The sequence below is a fragment of the Streptomyces alkaliterrae genome (assembly GCF_007097205.2).
GTDB lineage: Bacteria > Actinomycetota > Actinomycetes > Streptomycetales > Streptomycetaceae > Streptomyces > Streptomyces alkaliterrae.
Genome location: NZ_VJYK02000073.1, coordinates 1 through 20,851, shown reverse-complemented (window position 1 = coordinate 20,851; position 20,851 = coordinate 1). Strand labels below are relative to the sequence as shown.

General features: G+C 73.5%; 20 protein-coding genes. 6 read left to right on the top strand and 14 right to left on the bottom strand.

Annotation, left to right across the window (positions count from 1 at the left end; translation table 11 throughout):
• The 3 genes from FNX44_RS09645 to FNX44_RS09635 form a co-directional block, all read right to left on the bottom strand.
• Positions 1-765 (bottom strand): MerR family transcriptional regulator (locus FNX44_RS09645; RefSeq protein ID WP_143647597.1); only part of this gene is annotated, 765 nt, incomplete at its 3' end.
• A gap of 11 nt (positions 766-776) precedes the next feature.
• A complete protein-coding gene (locus FNX44_RS09640) occupies positions 777-2,639 on the bottom strand; it encodes an SDR family oxidoreductase (RefSeq protein WP_143647596.1) in 1,863 nt (620 codons plus the stop codon).
• Positions 2,636-3,592: a M24 family metallopeptidase gene (locus FNX44_RS09635; RefSeq protein WP_228449775.1), complete on the bottom strand. Its 957-nt coding sequence runs from the start codon at positions 3,590-3,592 to the stop codon at positions 2,636-2,638. Before FNX44_RS09635 ends, FNX44_RS09640 begins: the two co-directional genes overlap by 4 nt.
• 359 nt (positions 3,593-3,951) lie before the next feature.
• On the opposite strand from FNX44_RS09635, the gene FNX44_RS09630 reads away from it, so the two are divergent.
• From FNX44_RS09630 to FNX44_RS09610, 5 genes are all read left to right on the top strand, one after another.
• Positions 3,952-4,935 (top strand): ABC transporter ATP-binding protein, encoded by a 984-nt coding sequence (locus FNX44_RS09630; RefSeq protein ID WP_407699165.1) that lies wholly within the window; start codon positions 3,952-3,954, stop codon positions 4,933-4,935.
• A complete protein-coding gene (locus FNX44_RS09625) occupies positions 4,925-5,845 on the top strand; it encodes an ABC transporter permease subunit (protein ID WP_143647594.1) in 921 nt (306 codons plus the stop codon). Before FNX44_RS09630 ends, FNX44_RS09625 begins: the two co-directional genes overlap by 11 nt.
• 52 nt (positions 5,846-5,897) lie before the next feature.
• Positions 5,898-6,815 (top strand): ABC transporter ATP-binding protein, encoded by a 918-nt coding sequence (locus tag FNX44_RS09620; RefSeq protein WP_143647593.1) that lies wholly within the window; start codon positions 5,898-5,900, stop codon positions 6,813-6,815.
• Between the two features lie 16 nt (positions 6,816-6,831).
• Positions 6,832-7,554 (top strand): ABC transporter permease, encoded by a 723-nt coding sequence (locus FNX44_RS09615; protein ID WP_143647592.1) that lies wholly within the window; start codon positions 6,832-6,834, stop codon positions 7,552-7,554.
• A 101-nt stretch (positions 7,555-7,655) separates the two neighbouring features.
• Positions 7,656-9,119 (top strand): dihydrolipoyl dehydrogenase family protein, encoded by a 1,464-nt coding sequence (locus tag FNX44_RS09610; RefSeq protein ID WP_143647591.1) that lies wholly within the window; start codon positions 7,656-7,658, stop codon positions 9,117-9,119.
• A gap of 15 nt (positions 9,120-9,134) precedes the next feature.
• On the opposite strand, the gene FNX44_RS09605 is transcribed toward FNX44_RS09610, so the two are convergent.
• The 11 genes from FNX44_RS09605 to FNX44_RS09555 form a co-directional block, all read right to left on the bottom strand.
• A complete protein-coding gene (locus tag FNX44_RS09605; protein WP_143647590.1) occupies positions 9,135-9,887 on the bottom strand; it encodes an SDR family NAD(P)-dependent oxidoreductase in 753 nt (250 codons plus the stop codon).
• An 82-nt stretch (positions 9,888-9,969) separates the two neighbouring features.
• Complete coding sequence (locus FNX44_RS09600) at positions 9,970-10,794, bottom strand: HAD family hydrolase (RefSeq protein ID WP_143647589.1); 825 nt, start codon at positions 10,792-10,794, stop codon at positions 9,970-9,972.
• Positions 10,791-12,068 carry a serine--tRNA ligase gene (gene serS, locus FNX44_RS09595; protein WP_143647588.1) on the bottom strand — a complete coding sequence of 426 codons (1,278 nt, stop codon included), beginning with the start codon at positions 12,066-12,068 and terminating at the stop codon, positions 10,791-10,793. Before serS ends, FNX44_RS09600 begins: the two co-directional genes overlap by 4 nt.
• A 600-nt stretch (positions 12,069-12,668) precedes the next feature.
• Positions 12,669-13,598, bottom strand: a complete 930-nt coding sequence (gene pheA, locus FNX44_RS09590) for a prephenate dehydratase (protein ID WP_143647587.1) — start codon at positions 13,596-13,598, stop codon at positions 12,669-12,671.
• A gap of 39 nt (positions 13,599-13,637) precedes the next feature.
• Positions 13,638-14,066 carry an effector-associated constant component EACC1 gene (locus FNX44_RS09585; protein WP_143647586.1) on the bottom strand — a complete coding sequence of 143 codons (429 nt, stop codon included), beginning with the start codon at positions 14,064-14,066 and terminating at the stop codon, positions 13,638-13,640.
• A gap of 132 nt (positions 14,067-14,198) precedes the next feature.
• Positions 14,199-15,515 (bottom strand): iron uptake transporter deferrochelatase/peroxidase subunit, encoded by a 1,317-nt coding sequence (gene efeB, locus FNX44_RS09580; RefSeq protein ID WP_143647600.1) that lies wholly within the window; start codon positions 15,513-15,515, stop codon positions 14,199-14,201.
• A 50-nt stretch (positions 15,516-15,565) separates the two neighbouring features.
• Positions 15,566-17,476, bottom strand: a complete 1,911-nt coding sequence (locus tag FNX44_RS09575) for a copper resistance CopC/CopD family protein (protein WP_143647585.1) — start codon at positions 17,474-17,476, stop codon at positions 15,566-15,568.
• Positions 17,477-17,505: 29 nt separating this feature from the next.
• Positions 17,506-18,036 (bottom strand): copper chaperone PCu(A)C, encoded by a 531-nt coding sequence (locus FNX44_RS09570; protein WP_181353954.1) that lies wholly within the window; start codon positions 18,034-18,036, stop codon positions 17,506-17,508.
• On the bottom strand, positions 18,033-18,710 hold the full coding sequence (locus tag FNX44_RS09565) for an SCO family protein (protein ID WP_143647584.1): 678 nt from the start codon (positions 18,708-18,710) through the stop codon (positions 18,033-18,035). Before FNX44_RS09565 ends, FNX44_RS09570 begins: the two co-directional genes overlap by 4 nt.
• A 44-nt stretch (positions 18,711-18,754) precedes the next feature.
• Positions 18,755-19,486, bottom strand: a complete 732-nt coding sequence (locus FNX44_RS09560; RefSeq protein ID WP_143647598.1) for a YcnI family copper-binding membrane protein — start codon at positions 19,484-19,486, stop codon at positions 18,755-18,757.
• An 89-nt stretch (positions 19,487-19,575) separates the two neighbouring features.
• Positions 19,576-20,403: a hypothetical protein gene (locus tag FNX44_RS09555; RefSeq protein WP_153507068.1), complete on the bottom strand. Its 828-nt coding sequence runs from the start codon at positions 20,401-20,403 to the stop codon at positions 19,576-19,578.
• 173 nt (positions 20,404-20,576) lie between these two features.
• Here FNX44_RS09555 and FNX44_RS09550 point away from each other — a divergent pair.
• Positions 20,577-20,851 (top strand): ATP-binding protein (locus FNX44_RS09550; RefSeq protein ID WP_143647582.1); only part of this gene is annotated, 275 nt, incomplete at its 3' end.

Below are 20,851 nucleotides of genomic sequence, written 5' to 3'. Positions count from 1 at the left end.
GAGGGAGAGGGCGGCCAGGTGGTGGCGTAGGTGGCGGGCGGCCTGGGCGCTCATGGCGCGGGCCAGCTCGGCGTCGACGGTCTGCCGCGCCAGCGGCCGCAGCCGTCTCACCAGCTCGGCGGCCTCGGCCGCCTCCGCGTCGGTGGGGGTGTGGTCGAGGAAGCGCGCGAAGACGTGCTCGGTGGTGAAGTCGAGGAAGCGGGCGGCTATGTGCTCGATCTGGCCGCGCAGCTCCCGCAGGTGTGCGGTGACGGCGAGCAGCGGTACGCCGGCGGCGTGCAGTTCGGCGGCGACCGCCAGCTCCTGGGGGCTGGGTACGTGGAACTCGTCCGGTCTGCCCTGGACGGGTACGAGTACGCCCAGGGTGACGGCGTCGGCCAGCGCCGCCTCGTCGAGGCCACCGCCGCCGCCGGTGCCGTCCGTCGGGAAGCGGTCGGCGAGGTCGGCGCGGGTGATCGTGGCGGGGGACTCGTCGGACCAGGGGCCGTCGACCTCCGTGACCAGCCCGAGCACGCCCGCCAGGCCGAGCCCGGAGTCCCAGGCGGTAAGCAGCTCCTTGATGCTGGCCAGCGTGTAGCCGCGCTCCAGCAGGCCGGATATCTGCTCCAGCCGGGCCAGGTGTCCGTCGTCGTAGACGTTCACCCGGCCCTGGCGGCGCGGCTTGGGCAGCAGCCCACGGTCCTGGTAGGCCCGGATCGTCCGCACGGACGTGCCGCTGCGGTGGGCCAGGTCCTCGATCCGGTACTCGACGGGGGACGGGGGCACTGCTGACACTCCTAGACGGGTGGTCTGAGCCGGGCGGTCAGCCGCAGCGTACGCGGGGACAGCCGGCCGAGTACCCGGGCGGCCCTGGCCTCCGGGGTGACGGGCACCACGGCCTCGTTCCTGACGACCGCGCGCAGGATCGCGGCGGCGACCTTCTCCGGCGGGTAGTTGCGGCGGCCGTAGAGGCGGGTGGCCTGCCGGCGGCGCCGCTGCTCCTCCTTGTCGTCGGTGCCGGCAAAACGCGTGGTGTTGGTGATGTTGGTGTTCACGACGCCGGGGCATATCGCCGAGACGCCGATGTCGTGCTCGGCCAGTTCGGCGCGCAGGCTCTCGCTGAGCATGAGCACGGCCGCCTTGGAGGCGCCGTAGGCGCCGAGCGAGCGGGAGGGCAGATAGGCGGCGGCGGAGGCGGTGTTGACGATGTGGCCGCCCTGGCCGCGCTCGACCATCTGCCGGCCGAAGAGCCGGCAGCCGTGGATCACGCCCCACAGGTTGACGTCGAGGACGCGCCGCCACTCCTCCGTGGTGGTGTCGAGGAGGGAGCCGGCGAGACCGATGCCGGCGTTGTTGACGACGACGTCGGGGACGCCGTGCTCGGTGCGGACGCGGTCCGCGAGCTTCTCCATCGCGGACTCGTCGGCGACGTCGACCACCTCTGCGTGTGCCTCGGCGGCGCCGATCAGGGCGGCCATCTCCGCCGTGCGGTGGGCGCCTTCGGCGTCCCGGTCGACCGCGACGACGCGGGCGCCGGCCTCGGCGAAGGCGAAGACGGTGGCCCGTCCGATGCCGCTGGCGGCGCCGGTGACGAGGACGAGCCGGCCGCCGAAGTGGTCGGCGTACGCTCCGGCGGCCGGCAGGCGCCGGGGGGCGCCGATGCCGTTGCGCGTGCCGCCGCCCGCGGCGGCTTCGGCGTCGGGCTCGTTCGCGCGGACGAAGTCGCCGACCCAGGCCGTGAGTTGGTCGGGGCGGGTGCGGGGCGCCCAGTGCCGGGCGGCGAGTGTGCGCCGGGTCAGCCGGGGTGCCCACAGCTCGAGTTCGTCGTAGAGCCGGGGGGAGAGGAAGGCGTCACCGGTGGGCGTGACGAGTTGGACGGGGGTGTGCGCGTAGGCGTCGTCGCGTGGGCGCAGCAGGCGTGAGCGGACGTTGTCCCGGTAGAGCCAGGCGCCGTGCGCGGCGTCGTCCGGGAGGGACGAGGTGGGGTAGTCGTCCGTGCTGACGCGCTCCATGCGGTTGAGGAGCTTCGGCCACCAGCGCCGGCCGAGCGGGCCGCGCCAGGCCAGCTCCGGCAGCGCGGGGGTGTGCAGCGCGTACACGTACCAGGACTTGGCGCCCTGGGCGAGGAGTTGTCCGACGCGGCGGGGCGTGGGGCGGTTGGCGCGCTTCTTCAGCCAGTGCCCGAAGTGGTCGAGGGAGGGGCCGGAGATCGAGGTGAAGGACGCGACGCGGCCCTCGGTCCGGCGGACGGTGACGAACTCCCAGCCCTGTACCGAGCCCCAGTCGTGGCCCACCAGGTGGACGGGCCGGTCGGGACTGACCGCGTTGATCACGGTGAGGAAGTCGTCGGTGAGCTTTTCGAGAGTGAAGCCGCCGCGCAGGGGCTTCGGGGCCGTGGAGCGGCCGCAGCCGCGCACGTCGTAGAGGATGACGTGGAAGTCGGCGGCGAGCTGCCGGGCGATCTCGCTCCACACCTCCTTGGAGTCCGGGTAGCCGTGGACCAGGACGACGGGGGGCCGCCCCCGCTCGCCCAGTTCGGCGACGCACAGCTCGACGCCCTCGGCCGTCCGCACCCGGCGCACCGAGGCGCCCTCCAGGGCTGGGGCGCCGGACGCCGCGGGCTCCCTGCCGCCGTCAGCTGTCGGCTCGGAACCACTCATGGTCGCTTCCCCTCCTGGCTGCCGCAGTCCTGCCAACGCCGCACGTGCGGCAGGTCGTCGTCCAACCAGAACGCGCTCTCCTCCGGGTCGCGCGAGTCGGTGACGACGAGGATCTCCTCGAACTTGGCGCCCGTGCCCCGGAACCCCAGGTGCGGCTCGACCGCCCACAGTCCCGGCCGCGGCGGGTGGTCGGAGAAGCGGTACGGGCTCCACAGCGGCGACCAGCCCTCCCGGTGGCCGCGCAGCGCGTCGCTCGCCAGGCCCTTCAGCGCCTGGAGGCCGAAGCCGAAGAGCGTGGGGGACCAGCCCTCGCGGACGCGGTCCACGCGGTGCGCGATGACGCCGAAGGGGTAGGCGCGGTGCCGGTTCTCGTAGCCCTGGCGGACCATCAGTTGGTCGACGGCGAGGTAGATCTCCCGCAGCGAGCGCCGCTCCCGCACCTGCTCGAGTATGAGCGCGCGGTGCGCGGCGAGGTCGTCCAGCAGTTTCTCGTGCAGCGGGTGCGGGCCGAGGCAGCCGGAGTAGCCGATGTCGGCGGTGTACCCGCGGTGGACGGGCGCCATGTCGAGGATGAACGGCATGCCCGGCTCCAGCCGCCGGTCGGTGGGGAAGAACTGCAGCGGATGCCGGAATCCGGCGAACGCCGTGCGGTCGCCGAACCAGGCGAACGGGAGATGGAACCAGTCGCGGACGCCACGCTCGGCCAGGTACCGGCGCTGCATCCGGGCGGCCTCCCGTTCCGTGACGCCGGGGCGCAGCTGCGCGGCGACCGCCTCGGCGCACTCGTACGCCAGCCGCTGCACCTCGCGGAAGCCGTCCAGGGACGGGTCCGAGCCGCGCGGCCCCGTCCGGGCGGAGGGGGCCCGGGGAGCCCTGCCGCCCGCCGCCTTCCCGGCCGCCGTTCCGCCGGCCGCCGCCATGCCGGCCATGCCGGCCGTGCCAGCGCTCGCCATGCCGTCACCGTCCTGTCTCCCTCACCCGTGCGGGCCGGGCGCGGTACGTGTCCGTAACTTGACACTGATGACTGTGACAACGGTCCATGGCGTCGTCAAGGGGCGTGCACAGCCTTGTGGATACCGCTGGTAACCACCGCAGTCGGCGGCGGCCCCTCGGAGGCCCTCGGCGGACCCTCGGCGGCCCTCGGAGGCGACGGAGGCGACGAAGGCGTCGACTTCCGTTGCCGCGCCACCCTCCGAAAGGCCTGCTTCCCCGGGGCACCCCTACAACCTGAGGGGGAGAACCCGCCGCGACGGACAGCCGTCCGGAGGGACGCGCCGACGGCCCCTCCTGCCCTAGCGTCTTACCCGTGACAGTGATCGCGACCGAACGCCTCAGCAAGCGGTACCCACGGGTGACCGCGCTCGACCGGCTGGACCTCGGCATCAAGCCGGGCGTCACCGGTCTGGTCGGCGCCAACGGCGCCGGCAAGTCCACCCTGATCAAGATCCTGCTGGGGCTGGCGCCCGCGACAGAGGGCAACGCCAGCGTCCTCGGTATGGATGTGCGCACCGAAGGGCCGCGCATCCGCGAGCGGGTCGGCTACATGCCCGAGCACGACTGCCTGCCGCCCGACGTCTCGGCCACCGAGTTCGTCGTCCACATGGCGCGCATGGCCGGGTTGCCGCCGACCGCCGCCCGGGAGCGCACCGCGGACACCCTGCGGCACGTCGGGCTGTACGAGGAGCGCTACCGCCCCATGGGCGGCTACTCCACCGGCATGAAACAGCGCGTCAAGCTCGCGCAGGCCCTGGTGCACGACCCGCAGCTGGTCTTCCTCGACGAGCCGACCAACGGCCTCGACCCCGTGGGCCGGGACGACATGCTCGGTCTGATCCGGCGCGTGCACACCGACTTCGGCATCTCGGTCCTGGTCACCTCGCACCTGCTCGGCGAGTTGGAGCGCACCTGCGACCACGTGGTGGTCATCGACGGCGGCAAGCTGCTGCGGTCCTCCGCCACCGCCGACTTCACGCAGGCGACCGCCGCCCTCGCGGTGGAGGTCACCGACAGCGACAGCCACCCGGACGGTACCGCCGCCCTGCGCGACGCGCTGCTCGCCGCCGGGCTGCGCGTGGACAGCGCCGGCCCCGGCACGCAGACTCTGCCGGGTGCCGGCCGGATCGTCCTCGTCGACGCCGCGGACGAGCACGCCCACGACGTCGTCCGCGACACCGTCGCGGAACTCGGTCTCGGACTCGTCCGCATGGAGCAGCGCAGACACCGCATCGCCGAGGTGTTCCAGAGCCCGGCCGCAGCCCCGCAGGCACCGGAAGGAGGCGGCACCGATGTCCGCTGAGACCACCCCCACCACGGCCAGGGCCGCCGAAGCCCCGGCCGGCGCGTCGATCCACGACATCGGCTACCGCCACTACGACGGCGAACGCCACGGTCGCGCCTACGTCCGCCGGTCGCTGTTCGCGCAGTCGCTGCGCGGCGCGTTCGGCATCGGCCGCAGCGCCAAGTCCAAGGTGCTGCCGATCCTGCTGCTCACCTTCATCAGCGTGCCGGCGGTCATCGTCGTGGCCATCGCGGTGTTCACCGACGCCAACTCGCTGGCCGTGAAGTACACCAACCTCGTCATCAATGCGATGCCGCTCATCGGGCTGTTCGTCGCCGCCGTGGCGCCGCAACTCGTCTCCCGGGACCTGCGGTTCAACACGATGCCGCTGTACCTGTCGCGGCCGATGGAGCGCACCGACTACGTGGCGGCCAAGTTCGCCGCCATGGCCACGGCCATCGCGGTCTTCACCGGTCTGCCGCTGCTGGTGATGTTCCTCGGCGGGCTGCTCGGCAAGCTGAAGTTCGCCGACCAGGCCAAGGGCTTCGCGTTCGGCCTGGTCCTGGTCGCCGTGTTCTCGCTGCTGCACGCCGGCATCAGCCTGCTCGTCGCCTCCGTCACGCCGCGCCGCGGCTTCGGCGTCGGCGCCATCATCGCCGTGCTGACCATCCCCTACTTCGCGGTCAACGCGCTCATGGGAATCCTCTGGTACAACGACCGCCTGGGCGCGGTCGAGTGGCTCGGCCTGTTCTCCCCCGGCACGCTGATGGCCGGCATCCAGTCCAAGTACCTGGACGGCACGAGCGACTTCCCCGGCGAGATCGTCGTCTCGGACGGCGCCGGCGTGGTGTACCTGCTGGTCACCGCGCTGCTGATCGCGGGCTCGTACGCGCTGCTTAACCTCCGCTACCGGAGGGCCGGCCTGTGACCGCCCGCCGCCTCACCACCACGTCCGTCAGCCGGTCCCGAGGGAGAGCCCAGTGACCACGATCCGCATCGACCACGCCTCCCGGTGGTTCGGCAACGTCGTCGCCGTCAACGACGTCACCTTCGACGTCGGGCCGGGCGTCACCGGCCTGCTCGGCCCCAACGGCGCCGGCAAGTCCACCCTGATCAACCTCATGGCCGGCTTCCTCGCCCCCTCCACCGGCAGCGTCACCCTCGACGACCGGCCGATCTGGAAGAACGAGCAGGTCTACCGCGAGATCGGGCTCGTCCCCGAGCGGGAGGCGATGTACGACTTCCTCACCGGCCAGGAGTTCGTCCTCGCCAACGCCGAACTGCACGGGCTGTCCGACCCGGGCGCCGCCACCGCCCGGGCGCTGGCCACGGTCGAGATGGAGTACGCCGCCGACCGCCGCATCAACACCTACAGCAAGGGCATGCGGCAGCGCGTGAAGATGGCCTCCGCGCTGGTCCACGAGCCGTCCGTGCTGCTGCTCGACGAGCCGTTCAACGGAATGGACCCGCGCCAGCGCATGCAGCTGATGGAGCTGCTGCGGCGGATGGGCGAGGACGGCCGCACGGTGTTGTTCTCCTCGCACATCCTGGAGGAGGTCGAGCAGCTCGCCGCGCACATCGAGGTCATCGTCGCCGGACGGCACGCCGCCAGCGGCGACTTCCGCCGCATCCGCCGGCTGATGACCGACCGCCCGCACCGCTACCTCGTCCGCTCCAGCGACGACCGGGCGCTGGCCGCCGCGCTCATCGCCGACGCCTCCACGACCGGCATCGAACTCGACTTCACCGAGCGGGCGCTGCGCGTGCAGGCCGTCGACTTCGGCCGCTTCACCCAGGAACTCCCGCGCATCGCCCGCAGCCACGGCATCCGGCTGCTGACGGTCTCGCCGTCGGACGAGTCCCTGGAGTCCGTCTTCTCGTACCTCGTCTCGGCCTAGCAAGGAGCCACGTGTCATGTACGACCCCACGGTCGCCCGGCTCACCTACCGGGCTCTGCTCGGCCGACGCCGCGCCCTCATCCTGTGCGCCCTGCCGGCGCTGCTGCTGGCCATCGCCGTCCTCGTCCGGGTCACCGGCGTGGCGGACGACAACGTCGCGACGAACCTGCTCGGCGGCTTCGCCCTCGCCACGCTCGTCCCGCTGATCGGCGTCATCGTCGGCACCGGCGCGATCGGCCCCGAGATCGACGACGGCTCGATCGTCTACCTGCTGTCCAAGCCGCTCAAGCGGTCCACCATCATCCTCACCAAGCTGACCGTCGCGGTCGGCGTGACGTTCCTCTTCGCGGCGCTGCCGGTGCTGCTCGCCGGGCTGATCATGGTCGGCGGCAGCCAGCAGATCGCGGTGGCGTACGCCATCGGCACGGTCGTGGCGTCCGTCGCGTACTGCACGCTGTTCCTGCTCATCGGCACGATCAGCCGCAACGCGGTGATCATCGGCCTGGTCTACGCGCTGGTCTGGGAGGCGCTGTTCGGCAGCTTCGTGCCCGGCGCGCGCACGCTCAGCGTGCAGCAGTGGGGCCTGGCGCTGGTCGACCGGCTGGTCGGCAGCGGCGTGGAGGTGACCAGCGCGGTCGCGCTGCCCACCGCCGCCGTCCTGCTCGCCGTGGTCACGGTCGGCGGCACCTGGTACGCCGTCGAGCGCCTGAAGGTCCTCACCCTCGCCGGCGAGGAGTAGCCGACAGCCGGGGCGGGCGGGCACACACGCGCCCGCCCGCCCCGGTGGCGCGTCGGGCGCGGCGCCGCCGACGGGCACCGCCGCGCGGTCATGATGGCCGTATGGACCTCTATGACGTGATCGTGCTGGGTGCCGGACCGCCCGGCGAGAACCTCGCCGAGAGGGTCCGCGCCGCCGGCCTGTCCGTCGCCGTCGTGGAATCCGAACTCGCGGGCGGTGAGTGCTCGTACTGGGCGTGCATGCCGAGCAAGGCGCTGCTGCGTCCGCCGATCGCGCTCGCGGAGGCGCGGCGGCTCGCCGGGGCGCGGGAGGCGTTCAGCGGCGAGTTGGACGCCGCCGCCGTGCTCGGGCGCCGCGACTCGTTCGCGGCGCACTGGGACGACGCCGGGCAGGTCGACTGGATCCGCTCCACCGGCGCCGAGTTCGTCCGGGGCCACGGGCGGATCGACGGTCCCTGCCGGGTGATCGTGGAGACGCCCGCTGGGGTGCAGCGGCTGCTCACCGCGCGGCACGCCGTGGTCGTCTGCACCGGCAGCGCCGCCGCGCTGCCCGACCTGCCCGGGCTGCCCGAGGCGCTGCCGTGGACCAACCGGGAGGGCACCGGCGCCCGTGAGGTGCCCGACCGGCTCGCGGTGGTCGGCGGCGGGCCGGTCGCCGTCGAACTCGCCTACGCGTGGCGGGCGTTGGGTGCGGAGGTGACGGCGCTTGTGCGCGGCGAGCGGCTGCTGGAGCGGATGGAGCCGTTTGCCGGCGAGCACGTCGCGGAGGGACTGCGGGCGGCGGGCGTCGACGTCCGCTTCGGCGTGTCGGTCACCGCCGTGCGACGCCCAGACCCGGAGGGCGAGGTCACCCTCGAACTCGACGACGACGGCGGCGGCGGACTCGTCGCCGTCGCCGCCGACGAGGTGCTGTTCGCCACCGGCCGACGACCGCGCACCGACGACATCGGCCTGGAGACCGTCGGTCTCACACCGGGCGACTGGCTGCCGGTGGACGACACCCTGCGGGTGACCGGGGTGTCCGGCGGCTGGCTGTACGCCGTCGGGGACGTCAACCACCGGGCGCTCCTCACCCACCAGGGCAAGTACCAGGCGAGGATCGCCGGTGCCGCCATCGCCGCCCGCGCGCACGCCGGCGCCGCGCTGGACACCGCCCGCTGGGGCGCCCACCAGGCCACCGCCGACCGCGACGCCGTCACCCAGGTGGTCTTCGGTGTGCCGGAGGCGGCGGCCGTGGGGCTGACGGTCCAGGAGGCCGAGCGGCGCGGACTGCGCGTCCGGGCCGTCGACTTCGACCTCGGCAAGGTGTCGGGCGCCTCGCTGTTCGCCGACGACTACCGGGGCCGCGCCCGGATGGTCGTGGACCGGGAGCGCGCGGTGCTCGTCGGCGCCACGTTCGTCGGCCCCGGAGTCAGCGAACTGCTGCACGCGGCCTCGGTCGCGGTGGTCGGCGAGGTGCCGGTCGAGCGGCTGTGGCACGCCGTCCCCGCCTACCCGACGATCAGCGAGATCTGGCTGCGGCTGCTGGAGACCTGGCGCGACGGCGAGGACGGCGACCAGGGGTGAGCCCGATGCGGCGGCTCAACGGCCCAGGAAGGCGCCGCCGTTGACCTGGACGATCTGCCCGGTGATGTGGCCCGCCGCATGGGAGGCGAGCCAGTGCAGGGTCTCGGCGACGTCCCCGGGTGCGCCGGCGCGGCCGGTGAACGTCTCGTCCACCAGCTCGCGACGCCGCTCCTCGCTCAGCGAGTCGCCGAAGAAGCCGGTGTCCTCGACATAGCCGGGCGCGACGACGTTCACCGTGACGCCGTGCGGGCCGAGGCGGCGGGCCAGGTCGAAGGCGTACGGGTGCAGCGCCGCCTTCCCGGCGGCGTACGCGCAGGAGCCGGAGCCCCGCAGGGCGGAGATCGAGCCGAGGAACAGCACCCGGCCGCCGGGGCAGGCCAGCCGGTGGTTCAGCGCCTCGGTGAGCAGGACGGCGGTGAGGGTGTTGAGCCGGAAGTTGAGCGTCCAGTCGTGCGCGACGGCGCCGAGCCCGCCGCCGCGTTCCGGCCGCACGGCGTCCTCCAGCCCGCCGTTGCCGCCGGCGGCGTTCACCAGCACGTCGACGGCGCCGTACTCGACCTTGAGCAAGTTCTCGACCCGTTCGGCCCCTTCGGGTGTGGTCAGGTCGGCGGCGACCGCCGCCGCGCCCGGCAGCTCGGCCAGCGCCTCCTCCAGCACGTGCGGTCGTCGGCCCACGAGGACCAACTGGTCGCCGTCCGCGGCGAAGCGGCGCGCCGCCGCGAACCCGATGCCGGTGCCGCCGCCACTGATCACCACTGTCCGAGTCATAGCCGGAGGGTAGCGGGACGGGCCGCCCGTTCCCCGGCATCCGTCCGACCCGGCGCTGTCAGCCGGCGGCGGGCGTGCGGTGTCAGTCGAGGACGGCGGTGGTCGCGCCGCTGCGGAGGCGGTCCAGTACGACCGCGATGCCGTCCTCGTCGTTGGAGGCGGTGACCTCGTCGGCGACCTCCCGCAGCTCCGGGTGCGCGTCGGCCATCGCCACGCCCCACGCCGCCCAGCGGAACATCGGCACGTCGTTCGGCATGTCGCCGAAGGCGATGGTCTCGCGCGCGGTGACCCCGAGGCGCCGGGCGGCCAGCGACAGCCCGGTGGCCTTGGTGAGTCCGGCCGGCAGCAGCTCCACGACGCCCTCGCCGGCCATCACCACGTCGACGAGGTGTCCGGCGGCCTCCCGGGCCGCCTTGGCGAGCGCGTCGTCGTCCAGCTCCGGGTGCTGGAGGTACACCTTGGCGACCGGCTCGGCCAGGATCTCCGCCGGGTCGTCGGTCCGCAGGACCGGCAGCCCGCCGTCGATCACCAGGAAGTCCCGCGTGGTGACGACCTCGCCGGCGAGCCCGTCGCGGGACGCGGCGAGGGCGAGCGGGCCCGTCATGCGCCCGATCTCGGTGAGCGCGGCGGCGGCGAGGCGCCGGTCGAGGGTGACGGAGGTCAGGAGCCGGCGTTCGCCCGCGTGGTAGAGCTGGCCGCCCTGCCCGCACACCGCGAGCCCGGTGTAGCCGAGCTCGTCAAGTATGGGGATCGTCCACGGCACGTTCCGGCCGGTCACCACGAGGTGGAGGGCGCCGGTGTCGGTGGCCGCCCGGATGGCGTCCCGGGTGCGCGACGACACGGTGCCGTCGCCGCGCAGCAGGGTTCCGTCGAGGTCGGTGGCGACGAGTCGGTAGGGGAAGCTCACCCGGCGACCGGTTCGAGCACGTCACGCCCGCCGAGGTAGGGCCGCAGCATCTCGGGGACGCGCACCGAGCCGTCCTCACGCTGGTGGTTCTCCAGGAGCGCGACGATCGTGCGCGGCACCGCGCACAGCGTGCCGTTGAGTGTCGCCAGCGGCTTGACGTGCTTGCCGTCGCGCATCCGGATCGACAGTCGACGCGCCTGGAACTCGTCGCAGTTGGAGGCGGAGGTCAGCTCGCGGTACTTGCCCTGCGTCGGAATCCACGCCTCGCAGTCGTACTTGCGGGAGGCGGAGGCGCCGAGGTCGCCGGTGGCCACGTCGATGACCTGGAACGGCAGCTCCAGGCCGGTCAGCCACTGCTTCTCCCAATCCAGCAGCCGCCGGTGTTCGGCCTCGGCGTCGGCCGGGTCGACGTAGGAGAACATCTCGACCTTGTCGAACTGGTGCACCCGGAAGATGCCCCGGGTGTCCTTGCCGTACGTGCCGGCCTCGCGGCGGAAGCAGGGGGAGAAGCCGGCGTAGCGCAGCGGCAGCCGCTCGGCGGGGACGATCTCGTCCATGTGGTAGGCGGCGAGGGGGACCTCGGAGGTGCCGACCAGGTAGTAGTCGTCCTTCTCCAGGTGGTAGACGTTCTCGGCGGCCTGGCCGAGGAAGCCGGTGCCCTCCATCGCGCGCGGCTTGACCAGGGCGGGGGTGAGCATCGGCACGAAGCCGGCCTCGGTGGCCTGCGCGATGGCGGCGTTGACCAGGGCCAGCTCCAGCAGGGCGCCGACGCCGGTGAGGTAGTAGAAGCGCGAGCCGGAGACCTTCGCGCCGCGCTCGACGTCGATGGCGCCGAGCAGCTGGCCGAGTTCCAGGTGGTCGCGCGGGGTGAAGCCCTCGGCCTCGAAGTCGCGGATCGTGCCGACGGTCTCCAGGACGGTGAAGTCGTCCTCGCCGCCGACGGGCACGTCCGGGTGGACGAGGTTGCCCAGCTTGAGCAGCAGGCGCTGCGTCTCGTCGGCGGCCTCGTCCTGCGCGGCGTCGGCTGCCTTGACGGCGGCGGACAGCTCGCCCGCCCGCTTGAGCAGGTCGGCCTTCTCGTCGCCGCTCGCCTTGGGGATGAGCTTGCCGAGTTGCTTCTGCTCCGAGCGCAGCTCGTCGAAGCGCACGCTGGAGGACCGACGGCGCTCGTCGGCGCTCAGGAGCGCGTCGACGAGGTCGACGTCCTCTCCTCGGGCGCGCTGGGAGGCGCGCACACGGTCCGGGTCCTCACGAAGCAGGCGAAGGTCAATCACCAGGCCAGGCTACCGGTGTCGGGCGGACGGCAGGACCGGACGTCGGTTTGTCCGGTCCTGCGGTGTTTTCAGTCGGGTCGGTGCTTGATGCGCGCTTTGCGGTGCCTCATGCTGTTGACCGTCGCGGGCCGCCGGAGCGCGGACCCGAAGCGCGGACCCGGAGTGTGGGCACCGTGGGGGCCGATGTGGTCGCCCTGTGTTATCCACAGCGGTGGGCCGCACGTTCGGGTTTTCCACAGGCTGTGCTGTCAGCCTGTGGAAATCCGAGGTGGCGCGGGGTGTGGCGGCTCGCACCGGATTCAGTAGCCCGTCCTTCTCGATTCAAACCAGAGATCGTTACTCGTTGGAGGGAAATTCACCCACTCCGGGGTGTAATCCACGGGAGTCGGGGTGACGCGGGGGCCTGTGGGGCGAATGCCCGGGTCCGCCCTCTTTGCGGCGTGGTGTCGTGGATATGTCGACACTGCCGGGCTGGCGGGTGTCGACTTGTACACAACCCCCGAGGGCTGCCTGTGGATAACTTCGGTCACCCTGTGGGAAACCCCGGACCCGCCGGAGGGCACGCCGCATGGGCCGGGTGTCAGCCGCGCCCGTCCGTCGTCAGCCGCGGCCGTCCATGCAGCGCGCCACCCAGTCCGCCGCCGCGCTGAACGCCTCGTCCGTGGCGCCCGGCCCCAGCGTCGCCGGGCGCGCGTCCGCCCTCGGATACGAGCCGAGGAACCGCACCGCGCGGCAGCCACGCTTGAGCCCCATCAGCACGTCCGCCACCCGGCGGTCCTGGATGTGCCCCTCGCAGTCCACCGAGAAGCAGTACCGCCCGATGCCCTCACCCGTCGGACGGGACTCGATCCGCATCAGGTTCACCCCGCGCGAGGCGAACTCCCGCAGCGGTTCGAGCAACGCGCCCGAGGTGTCCTCGCTCAGCCAGAACACCACCGACGTCTTGTCCGCCCCGGTCGGCGCCGGCGGCCGGGCCGGCCGGCCGACCAGCACAAAGCGCGTCTCCGCGTTCTCCGCGTCGTGGATGTCGCTCACCAGCACGTCCAGCCCGTAGGTCGCGGCGGCGAACTCCCCGGCGAACGCCGCGTCGTACCGCCCCTCCTGCACCAGCCGGGCGCCGTCCGCGTTCGACGCCGCCGACTCCCACAGCGCGTCCGGCAGGTTCGCCGCGAGCCACCGGCGCACCTGCGGCTGCGCCACCGGATGCCCGGTGACGGTCTTGATCTGCTCCAGCGGAGTACCCGGCCTGACCAGCAGCGCGAAGGCGATCGGCAGCAGCACCTCGCGGTAGATCATCAGCGGCTCGCCGGAGGCCAGCTCGTCGATGGTGGCGGTGACGCCGCCCTCCACCGAGTTCTCGATCGGCACCAGGGCGCCGGCGGCCTCCCCGGCGCGTACGGCGTCCAGCGCGGCGGGCACCGAGACCATCGGGACCAGCTCCCGGGTGGCGGCCTCGGGCAGCGTGCGTACGGCGGCCTCGGTGAACGTTCCCTCGGGACCCAGATAGGTGAAGCGGCTCGCGGGTGACATACCGCAACAGTAGTCAGCCGCGGCACCCGGCGGGGGACGTTATCCGAGGGGCGGAACACCTCCGCCGGCCGCGCCTGCCGGGCCCGCCAGCGCCAGCCGCCGCACCACCAGTGCCGTGTAGCCCTCGAACTCCTCCCGGCTCATGCCGCGCAGCGGTATGTTCTGCATCTTCAGCGGCCGCCCACCCGGCAGCGGGACCTCCACGTCCGCTCTGCCGTGCCGCCCGCGCAGCCACTCGGTCAACACCCGTCCCAGCAGTTCCACTGTCGGCGGGACCAGCGCCGGCGGAGCGAGCACGACGAGGTCCAGCAGATCCCCCGGCCCCCGGCCGCCCGGCACGCCACGACGCAGCCCGACGTGCGGCCGCAGCTCCGGGAACGTCACCAGATGGTCCCGGAGGTCGGCCGCCGAGTGGACGTTCCCGTCCGACCGGACGCCGGCGACGAGATGCCGTTCCCGTGTCTCCATCTCCCCAACCCCCCACGGCAGAACGAGGCAGGTACCGCAGCATGCCAGCGTCGCGGCCGGTCGGGGGCGGGTTTTACTGAACAGCCGTCAGTTCGCAGCCGTCCGGGAACGCGCGGACGGGGGCGGCGGGCGCTATCCCTCCAGCAGCGGCTGGCCCACGTAGCCGCCCTCCGGGGCGCCGCCCGGCACCGCGAACAGCGCGCTCGCCTCGTGCCGGATGAACCGGGACAGCGCGTCCCCCCGGTCCAGCTTCCGCTGCACCGGGACAAAGCCCTTCTGCGGGTCCGCCTGCCAGGCCACGAACAGCAGACCGGCGTCCGGGGCGCCGTCCGGCAGGAAACCGTCGTGGTAGGAGAACGGCCGCCGCAGCATCGTCGCCCCGCCGCTGGTCTCGGGGGCCGACACCCGGGCGTGCGCGTTGAACGGCACGAGCAGCCGGCCGCGCGCGTCGGTCTTCTCCAGGTCCAGCGGAGTGTGCTCGTCGCCGCCGGACAGCGGGGCGCCGTCGGACTTGCGGCGGCCGATCACCCGCTCCTGCTGCTCCAGGCTCTGCTCGTCCCACTCGTCCAGCAGCATCCGGATGCGGCGCACGACGGCGTACGAGCCGTGCTCCATCCATTCCGGGCTGCGCCGGTCCCCGCCGCGCGGCACGAAGACGTGCCTGTCGAAGTCGTCGTCCTCCGGGCGCGGGTTGTTGGTGCCGTCGACCTGGCCCATCAGGTTGCGCGCGGTACGCGGGCGGTCGGTGGCGCCGGGTGTGCGGTTGAAGCCGGTCATCTGCCAGCGCGGCCGGGCCACCCGGCCGGTCTCCCGCTGGAGGACGCGCAGCGCGTTGAAGGCGACCAGCCCGTCGTCCGCGCAGATCTGCACCCACAGATCGCCGTTCGAGCGGCGGCTGTCCAACTCGTCGGCGGAGAACTCCGGCAGCGGTTCGAGGGCCGCGGGCCGCCGGTCGGCCAGGCCCGTCCGGTCGAAGAAGGAGGCGCCGAAGCCGAACGTCACGGTCAGCGAGGACGGACCGGCGTCGTCGGCGATCCCGGTGTCCGCCACGCCCTCGACCGGCTCGCCCGCCATCAGCCGCGCGGCCGCCGCCGACCAGCGCCGCAGCAGCGCCGACGCCTCGCGCCTGCCCGCGCCCGGCGCGAGGTCGAAGGCGGCCAGGTGGCCGTGCGCCTGGCCGGGCTCGACGATGCCCGGCTGGCGGGTGCCGTGGAAGCTGTGCCGTCCGGCGCCCACACTGGCCAGCGGCGTCACCGGCGTGCGGTCCTGGGAGAGGGAGTGGGCGAGCGCGCCGCCACTGCCGCCCAGCGCGAGACCGCCGGCGCCGGCCGCGCCGACCGTGCCCAGCAGTCGGCGCCGGGAGAGCGACAGCGTCGCCCCGCCGGCCGTCTCCTCGTTCCGCTCCCGTGGCGGCTCGGCCTCGGTGGTGGTCGCCTTCTCGTCCGACATCTCGTCCCGCTTCTCTTCCGGTCTCTTCCCGTGCGCGTCCTGTGTGCTCATCAGCCGATCCGCACGTCCGTCGTCTCCGTCACCTGGTCCACGTCCGAGGTGCGCACGGTGACGGCGATCCGCCACTCGCCGGGCAGCGGCAGCCGCACGTCCTCGGCCGTCCAGTGCCGCCGCGCCTCGGCGCCCTCGCCGAACGGCTCCGGGTCGACGGACAGCGGCCCGACGTCCCGGCTCGGCAGCGTGAACGCCACCCTGACCTCCTCGGCGTCCACATCCGTGCGCACGTGGAGGGTGTTGGGGCCGACCCGGCCCGGGTCCAGGTCGATCCGGGCGGTGCCCCGGCCGTCCGGACCGCCGGTGTCGAACGGCACCGACAGCGAGACCGGACGGTCCGGCACGGCGGGCCCGCCCACGTCCCGCGAGGCGGCCTCGGTGCGGGCCGGTTCCGTACCGGTCAGCAGTGTGGTCACCGCGAGCAGCGCCACCGCGATCACGGTCTCGACGAGCACCGTGCGGCGCAGTCCGGCCCGCTCGGGGTCGGCGTCCCGCTGCCGTCGCCGCCGGGCCGACGCCACGGCCGCCGCCTGCCGGGCGAGCTGCGCCCGCCGCTCGGGATCCGGCTCGCCCGAGGCGGCGCCGACCGCCGGAGCGGTGAGCTCCTGGTCCACGTCCTCGGGCCGTTCCTCGGCCCGGGGCGCGCCCAGCCGGCGGGACCAGCGCCGGGAGTACCACGCGGCGACCAACAGCACGGCCAGCAGCGCCAGTTTGCCGAGCAGCAGCCGCCCGTACTCCGTACCGGTCAGCGCCGACCAGCCGCCGACCTGCCGCCAGGCCTGGTAGCCGCCCGTCGCGACGAGCGTCAGCACGCACAGCGTCGCCACCGTCGAGAACCGGCGTGCCGCCGCGCCCGGCACCGGAGCCCCCGACCGCAGCGCCACCAGCAGCGCCGCGAGCCCGCCCAACCACAGGGCGACGGCCAGCAGATGCGCGGCGGCTACCGGGATCGCCACGGCGATCTGCCGCCCGGCGGACGCGTGCTCGGCCGCCGCCCAGGTGGCCGCCAGCCCCACGGCCGTCAGCGAACCGCCGAGCAGCAGCCCGGTGAACCCTGCGAGCCCGGTGGACCCGCCGCGTTCCGCCCGCTCCCCGCCCGCCGCCAACCGGCGGCTGAAGGGGCCGAACAGCGCCCCGACGAACAGCGCCGCCACCCCGAGCAGCAGCAGCCGCGCCAGCAGCGCCGTGCCCGTCCTGGTGTCCAGCACCGACCGCAGCCCGCCGAGGTCGAACGCGTCGGCCAGGCCGCCGCCGGTGGTGAACGGGTACCTCAGCAGGAGCAGTACGACGGTGGCCGCGGCGAGCGTCGACCAGCCCGCCACCACCAGCCGCTGCACCGGGCGCCGCCCCGCCGCCCCGCGCCAGCAGAGCAGTACGAAGCCCGCACCGCCGACCAGCAGCACCAGGCCGCCGTACGCCGCGAACCGCGCCGCGTCGTACGCCGCCGCCACCGGCCCGGCGCCTACCTGCCGCTCCGGCAGCACCACGGACGTCTCCGACGGCGCGCCGACCGAGAAGGTGAACGCGCCCGAGATCGGGTGGCTGTCCGCCGACACGGCCCGCCAGGCGACCGTGTAGGTGCCGTCGGGCAGGTCGGCGCGCAGCGGCACCCCGTACCGGACGCGGCCCGGGCTGCACAGGTCCTGGATCTCGCCGGTGTCGACGCGTTCACCGTCCGGCGCGAGGACCTTGATCGAGTCCTCGTCCAGTGCGACCTGTTCGGAGAAGCCGAGGGTGACGGTCGTGGGGGCCGACGCCGCCACCGAGCCCTGCGCCGGTTCGCTGCCGGTCAGCGACGAGTGCGCGGCGGCCGGCGTGGCACCGGCGAGCACGCCGAGCACCGCGAGCAGCAGCGCGGCGGCCGCGAGGAGCGGCCGGAGCGCGGAGCGGGGCGCGGTGGCGGGCATCGGACCTCCAGTTCGGGCGGTGGGGGCGGTCAGTGGCCGTCGTGGCCGCTGTGGTCGCCGCCCCCGTCGGCGGTGTGCGTCCGGGACTCGACGGGCACGTCCAGCCTGATCGGCGCGGACTTCTCGAAGCGCAGCTCGACCTTGACGGTGTCGCCTTCGGCGAGTTCGCGCTTGAGCTCCATGAACATCAGGTGGTTGCCCCCGCGCCGCAGCTTCAACTCCCCGTTGGCCGGAACGTCGAAGGAATCCACCTGCCGCATCTTGTTGTCGACGACCTCGTGGATCTGGACGTCGTCGGAGACGTCGCTGGTCGCGGACAGCAGCTTGTCGGCGGCGTCACCGGAGTTGGTGAGGGTGAGGAATCCGCCGGCGGCCTTCCGGTCGACCGGTTCCGGCACGAAGGCGCCGGTGGCCTTCAGCTTCGGCGCGGCCTGCGTGGCGGTGGTGTTCTCGGCGGACGGGCTCCCGCCGGCGTCGGAGCCGCCGCAGGCGCTCAGCAGCAGCGCGCCGGTCATGGCGAGCGCGGCGGTCAGGACGGTGCGGGTGGTGCGGGGGGTCACGGGTTCTCTCCCTTGATGAGCTTGGGGAAGTCCTTCTCGAATGTCTCGGCGGTGACGCCCTCGGTGTAGAGGACGTGGGCCCGGTCGTCCTTCGGGGAGAAGAACAGCACCTGGGAGCCGTGGGTCGAGACGATGTCGCCGTTCTTCTCCTCGTAGGAGGGCTCGATGGCGACGCCGACGGAACGCGCGCCGGCCTGGATGGTGTCGAAGTCCCCGGTGAGGCCGATGCTGCCGGGGGCGGCGCTCTTCAGCCACTTGCCGAGTTCCTTCGGGGTGTCCCGTTCCGGGTCGGAGGTGACGAAGACGACCTGGAGCTTGTCCTGGTCGGCCTCGGGCAACTGGGACTTGGCGAAGGCGATGTTGCTCATCGTCAGCGGGCACACGTCCGGGCAGTTGGTGTAGCCGAAGTAGATGAGGGTCGGCTTGCCCTTGGTCTCCTCGATCAGGTCGAACTCCTCGCCGTCCGTGTCGGTGAGGATCATGTCCGGCTTCTCGAAGGGCCGGTCGAGGACGACGCCCTGCTTGCCGCTGCTGCCGTCGGAGACCTCGGCGGCCGGGGAGTCGGCGGACTTCGCGCCGGTGCCCGAGCCGCAGGCGGTGGCGCCGACGGCCAGCGCGGCGGCCAGCGCCAGGGCCAGGCCGGCGCGGCGGGTGGACGCGGTGGTGGGTCGCATGGGTGCTCTCCCTCGTCTTCCGTGGGGTGGTCGGTGGTGGGTCGTCACGACTCCTCCTCGCGTGTTCGGCGGCGACCGGCCAGCAGGCCGAAGGCGATGCCGCCGACGCCGGCGGCGAGGCCTGCCCCGGCGAGCAGCCGTGCGGTGGTGTCGGTGCCGGTCACGTCGGCGGCGGCGGTGTCGGCGGCGGCGGTGTCCTTCGCGTCGCGCGCGGCCGGTGAGTCGTCGGAGCGGCTGCCGCCGCCGTGGTGGTCCCCGGCAGGCTCGCCGAGGTCGAGTACGGGCGCCGGGTTGTCCGGTTCGGCGTCCCCTCGCGGCACCTCGATCCAGCGCACGACCTCCTTGTTGTCGTACGTCTGCACCGCCTTGAAGACCAGCCGGTCGGCGTCCTCGGGCAGCCGCCCGACGGAGACCGGGAAGCGCTGGAAGGTGCCCGGGTCGATGCTGCCGCCCGACCAGGTGATCTTGACGGGGACCTCGTCGATCTTCCGGCCGTGGCTCTCCAGCGGCTTGTCCAACCGGCCCTTGTCGACCTTCACCTCCCAGCCCGGCACCGGTTCCGGCATCGCCGAGGTGAGCGGGTGGTCGGTGGGGAGGGTGACCTCGAGCCGGGTCGTGGCGGCGTTGTCGCGCTCGTTGGGCACCTTGAAGTTGATCGTGGCGTAGCCGCCGGCGGGCGCCTGAGCGGGGTCGACGGTGACGTGAGCGAGGGCGGGACCGGCGGCGGCGAGCACGGCGAACGCGCTCACTCCGAGAGTCGTCGCCGCCCGATGCATGGGAATCCACATGTTCTGGGTACTCCACATATGTGGCGGAATGGGATGAAACACGGCACGGCCGCGCATCCCGGTACCCGGGTGGCGCGTCAGGCCGTCAGCGCGAAGTCCTGCGGGCGGGCGGGCGGTCCGCGACGCACCACCGCGTGCCGCAGCGCCTCCGGCTCCGGCGGCGCACCGCTCCCGTCCTCCGCGACGCGGCGGCCTTCCGATGCCCGGACGTCCCCCGCGCGCAGCGCGACCAGCGCCCGGGCCCAGGCCAGCGCGTCCCGCAGCGCGCGCAGCGACACCTCGCCGAGCACGCCGTCCAGGACCAGCACCGACAGCCGCACCAGCCGCCACAGCGCGGCCTCACCGCGTCGCAGCAGCCACCCGGCCGCCAGTGCGGCCGCCAGGTGGCCGAGCAGCATCGGGCCGGAGGCCGTCGCGAGCGCGCCGCGCACCGCGAGGCGGACGCAGTCCAGTACCGAGAGGGTCAGCTGTGCGTCGGCCGGGGCGGGCGCGGCGGCCGACGCGTGGTGGCCGAGTCCGGCGTCCGCCAGCACGGCGCGGGCCTGCGGCAGGCTCAGCGCCGCCGCCCGCTCCCCGCACAGCAGGCCGCGGGCGAGTTCGATCAGCCGGCCGTCATCCCGGGAGCCCCGGGCGGCGAGCAGGTGTCCGGTGGTGAAGAGCGTGTGCAGGGCCAGCTGGCCGAGCGCCAGAGCGGCCGCGATGCCCGGCAGCGCGCGTTCCCGGCCGGCCAGCGACACCGCGACGGCGAAGACCGCCGCCACCGCGACGCCCAGCGTCCACAGCGGCACCGCGCCGCCGCCCGCCACCAGGTGCGCGGCGGCGGACAACGCGACGCAGGCCGCGGTGAAAACCGCGGCCCTCAGCAGTCGCAGACCTGCGCTCGCGCGCACGACGGGCACGTACATGGCGCCCACATCTTCTCACCGCCGCACACACCGACTACACCCGGCCGTCTCCGCGACGCATCCGCCAAACGAGCGCCACGACGTCAACCTCAGGCTTACGCGTGGGCGAGAAGGGCAATACGTAACGGTATGTCGAGCCACGGTGTGACCGACCGCAGCCGGGAGGCTGGAGCATGAGCATCTGGTGGTCCCTGCACCTGCGTCGCGAGGCGGCGAGCGTGCCGCTCGCCCGGCGCCTACTGCTCGGCACGATGGAGACCGCCGGTGTCGACGAGGACATCGCGTACGAACTCTCCCTCGCGCTGTCCGAGGCGTGCGCGAACGCGGTCGAACACGGCGGCGCCTCCGACCGCCGCACCGACCAGTACCGCGTCACCGCGTTCCTCGACGGCGACATGTGCCGTATCGAGGTCGCCGACCACGGCCCCGGCTTCCCCGCCGAACTCCT

What these genes read in the sequence shown, in the direction of transcription:
- FNX44_RS09640 (WP_143647596.1), bottom strand. Translation starts at nt 2,639, where the DNA reads ATGAGTGGTTCCGAGCCGACAGCTGACGGCGGCAGGGAGCCCGCGGCG.
- FNX44_RS09635 (WP_228449775.1), bottom strand. Translation starts at nt 3,592, where the DNA reads ATGGCGAGCGCTGGCACGGCCGGCATGGCCGGCATGGCGGCGGCCGGC.
- FNX44_RS09625 (WP_143647594.1), top strand. Translation starts at nt 4,925, where the DNA reads ATGTCCGCTGAGACCACCCCCACCACGGCCAGGGCCGCCGAAGCCCCG.
- FNX44_RS09615 (WP_143647592.1), top strand. Translation starts at nt 6,832, where the DNA reads ATGTACGACCCCACGGTCGCCCGGCTCACCTACCGGGCTCTGCTCGGC.
- FNX44_RS09610 (WP_143647591.1), top strand. Translation starts at nt 7,656, where the DNA reads ATGGACCTCTATGACGTGATCGTGCTGGGTGCCGGACCGCCCGGCGAG.
- FNX44_RS09605 (WP_143647590.1), bottom strand. Translation starts at nt 9,887, where the DNA reads ATGACTCGGACAGTGGTGATCAGTGGCGGCGGCACCGGCATCGGGTTC.
- pheA (WP_143647587.1), bottom strand. Translation starts at nt 13,598, where the DNA reads ATGTCACCCGCGAGCCGCTTCACCTATCTGGGTCCCGAGGGAACGTTC.
- FNX44_RS09585 (WP_143647586.1), bottom strand. Translation starts at nt 14,066, where the DNA reads ATGGAGACACGGGAACGGCATCTCGTCGCCGGCGTCCGGTCGGACGGG.
- efeB (WP_143647600.1), bottom strand. Translation starts at nt 15,515, where the DNA reads ATGTCGGACGAGAAGGCGACCACCACCGAGGCCGAGCCGCCACGGGAG.
- FNX44_RS09575 (WP_143647585.1), bottom strand. Translation starts at nt 17,476, where the DNA reads ATGCCCGCCACCGCGCCCCGCTCCGCGCTCCGGCCGCTCCTCGCGGCC.
- FNX44_RS09565 (WP_143647584.1), bottom strand. Translation starts at nt 18,710, where the DNA reads ATGCGACCCACCACCGCGTCCACCCGCCGCGCCGGCCTGGCCCTGGCG.
- FNX44_RS09560 (WP_143647598.1), bottom strand. Translation starts at nt 19,486, where the DNA reads ATGCATCGGGCGGCGACGACTCTCGGAGTGAGCGCGTTCGCCGTGCTC.
- FNX44_RS09555 (WP_153507068.1), bottom strand. Translation starts at nt 20,403, where the DNA reads ATGTACGTGCCCGTCGTGCGCGCGAGCGCAGGTCTGCGACTGCTGAGG.